Below are 10,063 nucleotides of genomic sequence, written 5' to 3'. Positions count from 1 at the left end.
CACCATCTGCAATCCCTCGCACTGTTTGATCAGGCGAGGGACTTTGCAGCGGTTGTCAGGTAAAAGAAGTCGGCGTTATTCGCGGGGATGGCGAGGAAGTTTCGTCTTAACTTCAGGTAAACCGAGGCTTGGTCGTAGGAGTTGGATTACAGCTGGAACAGTCTTACAACTTCAACTGCCCAATCGCCTTGCTCAACTCCCCGGCCAACGTCGCCAGTTCATTGCTGGTAGTGGCCGACGCCACGGTCTGATGCACGGTGTTTTCGGTCACATCGCGAATGCTCACCACGGCGCGGTTCATTTCTTCGGCGACATGGCTTTGTTGCTCGGCGGCCACGGCGATCTGGGTGTTGCTTTCGCGCATCTGTGCCACAGCGCCGGTAATTTCAGCCAGCGCGATGCCGGCTTCCTGGGCCTGTTGTACGCAGTCATCTGCCTTGAATGAGCTTTCCTGCATGAAGTCCACCGCGTCGCGGGTGCCGGCTTGCAGCGCCGAGACCATGCGGGTGATTTCGTCGGTGGAGCTTTGCACGCGCTTGGCCAGGTTGCGCACTTCGTCGGCGACCACCGCGAAACCGCGGCCCATTTCCCCGGCGCGGGCGGCTTCGATGGCGGCGTTGAGGGCGAGCAGGTTGGTCTGTTCGGCGATGCTGTGGATCACACTGACCACACCGTTGATTTTCTGGCTGTCTTCGGCCAGTTTCTGGATCATTTCGGCGGTCTGCTGTACGCCGCTGGACAACCCGGCGATCGAGCGCTGTACCCGGGTGACCACTGCCTGGCCGCTGCCGGCGAGAGTGTCGGCGGACTGGGACAAGTCACGGGTGGCGCCCGCGTGCTGGGCGATGTGGTAGACGGTGGCGGTCATTTCGTTGATGGCGGTGGCAGCCTGGTCGGTTTCGCTTTGCTGGCCCAGCATGCCGTGTTGCACCTCGTTCATGCTGCTGGCCAGGCGAGCGGCGCCGTCGTCCAGTTGCCGGGCGGTGCGTGCCACGGTATTGACCACGCGCTGGTAGCCGGCTTGCATGGCGTTGAAGGCGCTGGCCATCTGGCCGACTTCATCCTTGCAGGCCAACGGCACCCGCGCCGACAGGTCGCCGGTCTTTTCGACGTGCAGCATCACATCCTTGAGGGTGTTGAGTTGGCTGAGCAGGAAGCGGATCAACAACTGCGAGGCACCGAGCATGGCCAGCATCAGCACTGCCACGGCGACGGCGTAGTGGGTGAAGCGTTCACTGAACACTTGGCTCAGGCTCGGCGCGTAGGCCAGGACTGCGACCTGCTGGCCGTCGGCCCGGCTGATCACCTCGGCGCCGATCAGCGGGTTTTCACCGAACAACGGCATGGGGTTGAGTTCAGTCCAGCCGTTGGCAGTGCTCAGGTTGGGTAGATCCTGGGGGGGCTGGCCTTTGGAAAATGCGAGCCAGTGCTCACCCGTGGGCAAGGTTCTGTCGGCTGGCCAGGCGCTGAGCAAGCGTCCTTGGGCCTGGGCCGATGCTTGCGACGCCTGGCTGCGCGCCTGTTGTTCAAGCTGTACCGCGTACAGCACCAGCAGCAGGGTGGTGATGAAGGCGACCGCGTTGACGGCCCAGAATTTGTATTTGAGCGAGATATTGCTAAGCCAGGCACCCATGGAAGGTTTTCTCTGATAGCGGAAACAGTATTGGCAAGGTGCCATTATTGTGCCGCTATTCAGAAAAGCGCTTTTGACATGGGTCAATGCGCCGCATCAATCGATGGCAGGCAAGCCGAAAAAGCGGCGGGCGCAGGCGGTGCTGTGCAACGCCAGATCTTCCATCGTTTCGTTACGGTGCAAGGCCACTTCGCGCAGTACTTCGGGCAGGTACGCCGGCTCATTGCGACCATTTTTCGGCTTGGGGCGCAGGGTGCGTGGTAGCAGGTAGGGCGCATCGCTTTCCAGCATCAGACGGCCTCGGGGAATGTCCCTGACCAGTGAATGCAGGTGGGTGCCACGGCGTTCGTCGCAGATCCAACCCGTGATGCCAATGTGTAAATCCAGGTCCAGGTAGCTGAACAGCGCTGCCTGTTCGCCAGTGAAGCAGTGCACCACGGCGGCTGGCAGGTGGTCGCGGTAGTCCTTGAGGATCTCCAGCAGACGCTGGTTGGCATCGCGCTCATGGAGAAACACCGGCAGTTGCAGTTCGACGGCCAGGGCGAGGTGTTCTTCGAGGACTTTTTCCTGCTGGGGGCGAGGGGAGAAGTCCCGGTTGAAATCCAGCCCGCATTCACCCACGGCGCGCACTCGGCTGTCGCCCAGCAAGCCACGCAGACGTTGGACGCTGTCGCTGTTCCAGTCGCTGGCAGAGTGGGGGTGAATGCCGGCGGTGCTGAACAGGCGCTGGCTGCTTTCGTCGAGTTTTACACACAGTTGCAGGGCCTGTTCGCTGCCCTCGACGCTGGTGCCGGTGAGTACCAATTGCTGCACGCCAGCGGCGTAGGCGCGTTCGAGAACGGCCGTGTGCCTCTCGTCGAAACTGGGGTTGGTCAGGTTGACGCCAATATCAATGAGTTGCATGGTGCTATCTCCGCCTGCGGCCGGAAAGCATATCAGAGCTGTAGATTGATAAGAAAAACCAAGAACTACAATGCGTTAACGCTGTCTTTGAACGTCGCAAGCGACATTGTGGTGGGCCGATTGCCTGCCACCTTGGCGCCGTTGCACGCCTTGCCAGCGCATAAAGCGCTCTGTTTCTGACCCCCAGCACTGCGTAATTCGCACAGGCGCTGGCCAGTTTTCTTTCCGGAGAGCGGATGATCCGACCCTCGGCGTTGCTTATGTTGTGCCTGGCGTTATTGCTGCCCATGGCGGCGGTCGCACGTCTGGATGGGCCGCTGCAAGTGGCCAAGCCCGGCAAGGTCCGCGACCTGGCGCAAATTCGCTCCAGCCGCACCCTGCGCGTCTTGGTCAACCAGAGCCGCAACAGTTCCGGTGAAGTGCAGGGCCAGGCCATCGGTGTCGAATACCATCGGTTGCGCGCCTTCGAGCAGTACCTCAACGGCCATGCCCGTGATGGGCAGGCCATCAACCTCAAGATCATCCCCAAGGCCAAGGACCAGTTACTCGGTGCGCTGGCCCGTGGTGAAGGTGACCTGGTGGCGCCCGGTGAGTTGCTAGACGTGAAAGGCGTGCACAAGGTCAGCGCCAGCGCCCCGATTGTCAGCGATGTGCCGTTGTGGCTGGTGGGCGTCAAGGGTGAACGACGGTATACCAAACTGGAGCAACTGTCGGGTCGCACGGTGACGCTGACCACCGGTAGTGCGGCGGTGGACGCTATCAGTCAGGTCAATCAAAAGCTGGCCCTGCACAAGCGCCCACCAGTGAAAGTGGAATGGGTTGACCCGAGCCTGGCGGTGGAAGATGTTCTGGAGATGGTGCAGGCCGGGATTTTTCACCTGACGATCGTGGAAAAACCGATTGCTCAACGCTGGTCGAAAATCCTGCCCAAGTTGCGCTTTGACAAGCAGGTCGTCATCAGCGAGCCAGGCGACGAGTTCTGGTTTGTGCGTCAGGACGCGTCGATGCTGCGTGCCAGCATCGATCGGTTTCTCAAGACCTATCACACGCCTTCCGACCAGGATGTGGCCTTCCAGCGCATCTATCGGCGCCTCTACCAGGTCCGTAACCCATTGGCGCGGGCTGACCGCCAGCGCCTGGAAAAACTGCGCCCGGTTTTGCAAAAACATGCGCGTGAGCAAGGTATGGACTGGCTGAATCTGGCGGCGTTGGCGTTCAAGGAGTCTTCCCTGGACCCAGGCGCACGCAATAGTGGAGGCCCTACCGGCCTGATGCAGATCACGCCGTCGGCGGCGCAGCGGGTGGGGGTCAACAATATCGAGTCGCTCGACAGTAACGTGCAGGCGGGGGCGCGTTACCTGGCGATGATCCGGCGCAAGTTTTTCTCCAGCCCCAAGCTCAATGAGCGCGAGCGCATGGCCTTTATGCTGGCGGCGTACAACATGGGGCCGGAGCGGGTGCAAGGTATGCGCACCGAGGCCAAGCGCCGTGGGCTTAACCCCAATCAGTGGTTCTTCCAGGTTGAACGCATTGCCATGGAGCAGGTAGGGATGGGCGGCGTCAGCTATGTTAATAGCGTCAACAAGTATTATTTGGCGTTCGATCGGGAGCGCGAGTCTCTGGAGCCGCCTGCGGCTAAAGTTGCATCGCGTGAATAATCGATTTTTTAGATGTAAATTAGGCAATATTTCGGCTTTTATCATTATTTAAACTGATTAATATAGCGGCCAACCAACCCCTACCTGGAAAAGGATTTACCCCCATGAGCCCAATGATTACCCGTGTACTGTCCACTCGCGCCGGTTATGGCCTGACTATTCTGCGTATCTTCGTCGGCATCATCTTCGCTGCCCACGGTTCGCAAAAGCTCTTCGGCTGGTTTGGCGGTGGTGGCCTGGCGGGCACCGCACAATGGATGGAAAGCATCGGCCTGGCGCCGGGCACGCTGATGGCGCTGCTGTCGGGCGGTACCGAGTTCTTCGCCGGCCTGGCCCTGATCATCGGTTTGCTGGTTCGCCCTGCTGCATTGGGCCTGACCTTCCTGACACTGGTGGCGATTTTCTCTGTACACATCCACAACGGGCTGTTCATGGCCAACAACGGTTATGAGTTCGCACTGGCGTTGCTCGGCGGCGCGTTGGCGGTGTTGTTGGAAGGTGCGGGCAAATTGTCTGTCGACCGCGCGATCACTCACTGATCGTTTAGCAAGCTGCACAAAAAGGCCCGCTGATGCGGGCCTTTTCGTTGCCCGGGATTCTTGACACTGCCCCACAGGCTTCTCTAGGATGCTGCTCATGCGCCGATTTAAACAGCTAATTGCGGGGCGCCACTGGGTCTCAATGCAGCCCGACAGAAGTACGCTTGCTCACGCAGGGCGTTCCTCGAAATACCGCTAAAGCGCTGGTTCGGTGTTGCCTCTCACCTGCCCGCAGACTTTTGAGGCAGAGACACGACACGATGAATGCACTACGCCCCCTCATACGCCTGGCCCCGATCACCGCGGACCTGACTCAACGCAATCCGAAAATCCTCCTGGGCGGTAAGCACCAGCCGACACTGCTGCGTTATCTGGACGGCTGGCCACGCCGTTCCGGTCGGCCTTCGGCGTTCCTGATCCAGTTTGTGGAAGACGGCGATTCCCTGGCCCGTTTTGCCAGCGACAGTTTCGACCTTGCAGTGATTCAGGCACCGAGTGCCAGCAACGCCCATGAGGTGATCCACCAACTGACGCGCATTGCCCGGCAAGGGCTGATTGCCCGTCGCTGAGCGACTAGTGAAAGGTTGCCAGTGCGAGGAGTCGACGCTTGCGCTGGTACAGGAACAGTAACCCGGCAATCAGGCACAGCAGTAGCGGTAGAGGCACGACCATCAGCCCTTTGAGCTGTCGCTCGAAACGCTGCACCGGGGCATAGGCCTGCGCCTTGAGTGTATGCAACTCGATGGGCAACTGCAGGCGCTCCTTGTTGAGTACCTGCAACTGCGTATTGGTATCCACCGCCTGGGTGATAAGCCGCGTGTGCGCTGGGTTCAACTCGCGCCATGCTTGCTCTGTCTGCTCAAGTCGTCGCTGGAGCTCAAGCGAATTTTTCCGGTAAGCCTGTGCGGCTTCGTCGCGCATGTGTTCCAGCCTGTGCAACGGTTGGCGCATGACACGGGATCGAATGCGCTGGAGTGCTTCGGGCGCCGCCAGGTTATCCAATGTGTTCAATACAAACTGCGCGTTGCCGTTGCGTGCATGGCTGACTGTGTCCGCGAGCAAGTCGGTGTCGGCCACGACCACCATCTGGATCAGTTCTGCTTTTTGCAGCCCGGGCGGCTGGCCCTTGAGGCCGTCGGGAAACGCTGAGTAAGCGGGCCCCTCAACGCGCGCAGCGATCACATGGCGCTGCCCTGAAGTCGCCGTTTCATCGATCAGTGAGTCAAATGTCGTCGCCAAGCCAAAGCGTTTCGCGTCCAGCAGGGCCGATTGCCGTGAGCTCAACAGAAGCGGGGTCAACAGTGAACGGCTCTTGGGGGCCAGGGAAAGCGCGCCGCTGCTTGAGACCATCACGGCGTCCAGCCCCCAGGCGCTGACATCCGTTGGAGTCATCGCCTGTGATGGAAGGTGTAGCCTGGCCGGGTGCAGTACCCGGGGCATTCCCGGGCCGGGCGTGGCTGATGAGGCATAGAGATTATCCACCAACAGCTTATCCGCGGGCATTTGGATGCCCCACGCGTTCAGCAGCCCCTCCATTCTGGCGTTCGCTGGCACGGCGTCAGCGCCCATCTCGCTCACGGGGTCGAGGAACATCATCAACTGGGTGCCTTTCAATACCGATTGCTCAATGGCATATAGGGCTCGTTCAGGTAAAGCGTGCGGCTGTACGACTATCAATGTCGCGATGGATGACGGAACCTGGGCGATGTTCGCAGCCAGTTCCACCACGTTGAATTGCTCGCGGATCAACCCCAGCAACTCGCTGGCCGATTTGTCTAACGCCAGTCCCGACAGCAGGCCGATAGTGGCACGCTCAGGCTGCCCCAACTTATAGATCAGGTGGCTGATCTCATATTCAAGTAATGACTCGTGCTCAGGCCGGAACGCTTCGATGCGTTGGGCGCCCTGGCCAGTACGGGTGCCGATAAGGCCAAGGAATCCTTGTGTGTCATCAAGCCCAAACAAGCGGGCTTTGTAGGCATCTTCAGAAAAGGGAGCGGGGTTAATGATATGTAAGTTGATCAGGCCGTTTGCCGCTTTTTCGAACGCCTTGAGCACGTCTTCCACGCGCCGACCATAACGTTCTAATGCCTGGCTTTTTTGCGGCGCATTGAGGGTATTGAAGTAATACAGATCCAGTGGGCTTTCAAGTGACAGTAGCAGTTGCTGCGCCGCGGGCGATAAGGTGTGGATTTTTTCTTCGGAAAAGTCCCAGCGAACAGTGGGCAGTTTGGGTGCCCAGACTAGATTGAATGCCAGAAACAGCAGTGATATGACGAGAAGTGTCATACCCGCACGAAAAGCGGATCCCATCAGTGGTCTTCCTTTTCTCAGCTGTTTTTATAATTGAGTGTGAGGGTGGTCGCAAACAGAAAAGCAACGATCATGCTGATAAAGTACAGGCTGTCCTGCAGTGTGAGCTTGCCGTTATCCATCGCGCTGAAGCGGGCAACGGGATCCAGGGACATCAAACTGTCGATAATCCATATCGGTGCTTGTTGTTCAAGTGCATCCAGTACTGACGAAAGCCCACTGGCGGTCAGCAACAAGCCGAGCGTGAAAAAGAAAATCAGCAGGCGTTGGTTCGCAAGTACACAGATGAAACAACCTACCGAAAGATAACTTCCCGCCAGTAACCAACTGGCCAGGAATTGTGAGGCGATAACGCTATTGTCAGGTGTGCCCAGATAATTCACGGCAATCACCAGCGGGAAGTTAAGCATCAGCGCAATGCCACAGACAGTCCATGCCGCGATGAATTTTCCGATCACCCGTTCCATCGAGGTGACAGGCAAGGCATTCAGGGTGTTGTAAAAGCTGGCGTTGGATTCATCCGACCACAACTGCGTCGATAAAAGGGGGACCAGCAGGAGATAAAGCCAGGGGTGCAGTTCAAAAAAAGCCTGCAAATCACTGCTGTTTCGCTCCATCCATTGGTTGGAATGCAGTCCCAGCGCTGCGCACAGTGCGAGAAAAACCGCCACGCTCAGGTAAGCGCTGGGGGCGCAGGCATAGCTGACGAGTTGTCGTTTGAAAATGACAGGTAGCAGTCTCAAGGTGTTACCTCTTGGCTCAGATGGTGAACGACATCGTTCAGGCGACCCGGCTCCAGATTCATTGAGGTGATGTTCCAGCCGCGATGGGTGATAAGCGCGTTGATCGAGGGAAAGATGGAATGCCCGGGCATGGCCAGTACCGTCACCTTGCCGGGCGCATGCCGGTCTTCTTCGATGCCTGCGACGCCGGGCAATACGGCCAACGCGAGCAAATCCAGCGGGGCGTCTGCCGCGAGGGTGACGGCCTGGAAGTGCCGGGAGCTGCGCTGTAAGTCGGACAGCGAGGCATCGCCCACCAGGCGACCACCGGCGATAACCAAGGCACGGGTGCAGATGTCCGCCAGATCCTGGTAATGGCGGGAGGCGATGATGATGGTCATTTCCTCGCTCAGGGACTGGATGAGTGCCCGGAACTTGAGGCGTTGATCAGGGCAGAGCCCTTCTGTGGGTTCGTCCAGCAGCAGCAGGCTTGGGGAATGCAGGAGCGCCTGGGCCATTGCCACTCTGCGCTTCAAACCAAGGGAAAGGACGTTGATGGGGCAGTCGAGCACGGGCAGCAGTTCCAGTCGTGCGGCTACCTGCGCCACCTGGCTGCGTTTTTCCATCCCGCTCAAGCCGCGAATGGCGGCAATGAAATTGAGCATGTTTTTGACGGGCATCGTGTGATGGTCGAGGCCGTTTTGGAGCTGATAGCCAATGACCTTTTTGGCTTGAATTGAGTGGGTATGGGTATTGAAGCCTTGAATACTGATGTGCCCGGCCGTCGGCTTGATCGTCCCGGCGATCAGGCTCAACAGTGTTGTTTTTCCCGCCCCACTCTCTCCCAGCAAGCCCACACACTCCTGGCGCTGGGCACAGAAGGACAAGTTGCTGATTACGCGTGTTTTGCCCAGGTGTTTTGTGAGGTTGCTTATCTCGATCATGGTTTTACCGAATAAGTTTTGCAGGGCGTGTGAGAGAGGCCGGCGGTATGGAAAAGTGCTTTAAAAAGGGTACGTTCAATATGAAGACTTGGGAACGCGAAGTGTGATTAATAAGAAGAATCCTACGTTCGGCCCGATAATCCGCTGAAACAATTGTTTTGTTTTGAATACTTATTAATGTCCAGATGTTTATCTGATGTTTATATAAAGTTTTCTCCTTTGTAACGAGGCCAGATTGCCATGATGCTTCTACGTACTCTTGTTCTTGAGCGCAACGATGAAGGGACGCCCGTTAACGGCGCCTTGTTGTGCGGGTTTGCTGTGACGCAAACGGCGTCCAACTTTCTGGTGTATAGCCTGGATGAGGAGGCAGAACCCGGCCACTCCAGGGTCTATATCGCGGCACTGCGTAAAAAGATTGACCGGTATTTCCTGGGAGGCGTTGACTCCAAAGAGGACCTGCAATTAGCCATGCAAGTCTTCAAACAGATCCTGACGATGGCAGCGGCAGCCGGCTCGAAGACAACGCCGATTGCCGAACCCCAGGTGCCCTTTCATTTCGTTGATTTGAAAGGCTGCCGGTTGCCGCCTGCCAGGCCAGAGGATCATCACTCGGTGATCATCAAGAAAGCTTTGGTCATGAAGGTCATCACCTTGGGCATGTCGGCCCCGGCGTTGCCTGCGATCGAAAGCAGCGCAGTGATCGTGCCGTCCATTCGCTTCTCGTCGCAAATGGTTGCGCCGCCGCGAAATCCGCGCTCAGCCACGACTGCGCCGCAACCTATGGATGAAGGCACCCTTGAAGAACCGGCGCGGTCGCTGGTCGCGATACCGCAGGAGCAGGTTGAGCCCAGTGCGTCGCCTGTTCCTGGTGAACAAGATGACAGTCACTTTGAGTCAGACAACCTGCGGTTGGCGCCAGCCGAGCCTGAGCCTGAGCCCGAACCCTTGGACCCGCCTGCCCAGTTGGACCATACCTCTTTGCTCGAAATGGACAGCGCGCTGAGCAATCTGGCCAAAGTCGCCCAGGAACTGACGCAAAAAAAATGCGCGGTCCTAGAGAAGGAGCAAATGCTTGAACAGTGGCAGGCGCGATTGCAACAGCAGCAGAGCCAGTTGGAAGAAAAGGGACGTGAACTTGAGCAGCGCCATACCTATTTGCAGGAGCAGGGACTGGAGGTCAGCCAGAAGGCCGAAAAGCTGGCGATGATGATGTTGCAGTTGTCGGGTATGCGCCAGCGTATGCAAGGCACGTTGCTTGAATTGGACCAAGTGCTGGAGGGGCATGGGTGAGGTAATGGGGCGCCGGCCTGGATACTTTCCAGGGTTCATTTATCATCAGTCCCAGCCA

Annotated in this window: 9 protein-coding genes; 4 read left to right on the top strand and 5 right to left on the bottom strand. The window is 58.2% G+C overall.

The features are described 5' to 3' along the window. Positions 1 to 163: 163 nt before the first annotated feature. Both AC4PS6_RS06385 and AC4PS6_RS06380 read right to left on the bottom strand, forming a co-directional pair. Positions 164 to 1,633: a methyl-accepting chemotaxis protein gene (locus AC4PS6_RS06385; protein WP_336827061.1), complete on the bottom strand. Its 1,470-nt coding sequence runs from the start codon at positions 1,631 to 1,633 to the stop codon at positions 164 to 166. A gap of 96 nt (positions 1,634 to 1,729) precedes the next feature. After that, a complete protein-coding gene (locus AC4PS6_RS06380) occupies positions 1,730 to 2,536 on the bottom strand; it encodes a TatD family hydrolase (RefSeq protein WP_032903916.1) in 807 nt (268 codons plus the stop codon). Between the two features lie 236 nt (positions 2,537 to 2,772). Between AC4PS6_RS06380 and AC4PS6_RS06375 the strand changes: the two genes are divergently transcribed. The 3 genes from AC4PS6_RS06375 (at position 2,773) to AC4PS6_RS06365 (ending at position 5,302) form a co-directional block, all read left to right on the top strand. Further along, entirely contained in the window at positions 2,773 to 4,194 is a 1,422-nt protein-coding gene (locus AC4PS6_RS06375; protein ID WP_014717651.1) for an MltF family protein, read from the top strand. Between the two features lie 104 nt (positions 4,195 to 4,298). Beyond that, positions 4,299 to 4,733, top strand: a complete 435-nt coding sequence (locus AC4PS6_RS06370; RefSeq protein WP_003189852.1) for a DoxX family protein — start codon at positions 4,299 to 4,301, stop codon at positions 4,731 to 4,733. A gap of 260 nt (positions 4,734 to 4,993) precedes the next feature. After that, positions 4,994 to 5,302, top strand: a complete 309-nt coding sequence (locus AC4PS6_RS06365) for a hypothetical protein (protein ID WP_003189853.1) — start codon at positions 4,994 to 4,996, stop codon at positions 5,300 to 5,302. A gap of 4 nt (positions 5,303 to 5,306) precedes the next feature. Here AC4PS6_RS06365 and AC4PS6_RS06360 read toward each other — a convergent pair whose 3' ends face one another. Genes AC4PS6_RS06360 through AC4PS6_RS06350 form a run of 3 tightly spaced genes read right to left on the bottom strand, consistent with a single transcriptional unit; the run spans position 5,307 to position 8,712 of the window. Then, on the bottom strand, positions 5,307 to 7,046 hold the full coding sequence (locus tag AC4PS6_RS06360; protein WP_492180755.1) for a Gldg family protein: 1,740 nt from the start codon (positions 7,044 to 7,046) through the stop codon (positions 5,307 to 5,309). Positions 7,047 to 7,063: 17 nt separating this feature from the next. Further along, entirely contained in the window at positions 7,064 to 7,789 is a 726-nt protein-coding gene (locus AC4PS6_RS06355) for an ABC transporter permease (RefSeq protein WP_014717653.1), read from the bottom strand. Continuing rightward, complete coding sequence (locus AC4PS6_RS06350) at positions 7,786 to 8,712, bottom strand: ABC transporter ATP-binding protein (RefSeq protein WP_032874084.1); 927 nt, start codon at positions 8,710 to 8,712, stop codon at positions 7,786 to 7,788. Before AC4PS6_RS06350 ends, AC4PS6_RS06355 begins: the two co-directional genes overlap by 4 nt. Before the next feature lie 240 nt (positions 8,713 to 8,952). On the opposite strand from AC4PS6_RS06350, the gene AC4PS6_RS06345 reads away from it, so the two are divergent. Then, positions 8,953 to 10,005 (top strand): hypothetical protein, encoded by a 1,053-nt coding sequence (locus tag AC4PS6_RS06345; RefSeq protein ID WP_336827062.1) that lies wholly within the window; start codon positions 8,953 to 8,955, stop codon positions 10,003 to 10,005. Positions 10,006 to 10,063: the final 58 nt, after the last annotated feature.

Source organism: Pseudomonas sp. DW-iso17 (assembly GCF_058725345.1).
The sequence above is the reverse complement of the archived record's forward strand: the minus strand, read 5'-3'. Positions and strand labels throughout refer to the sequence as shown.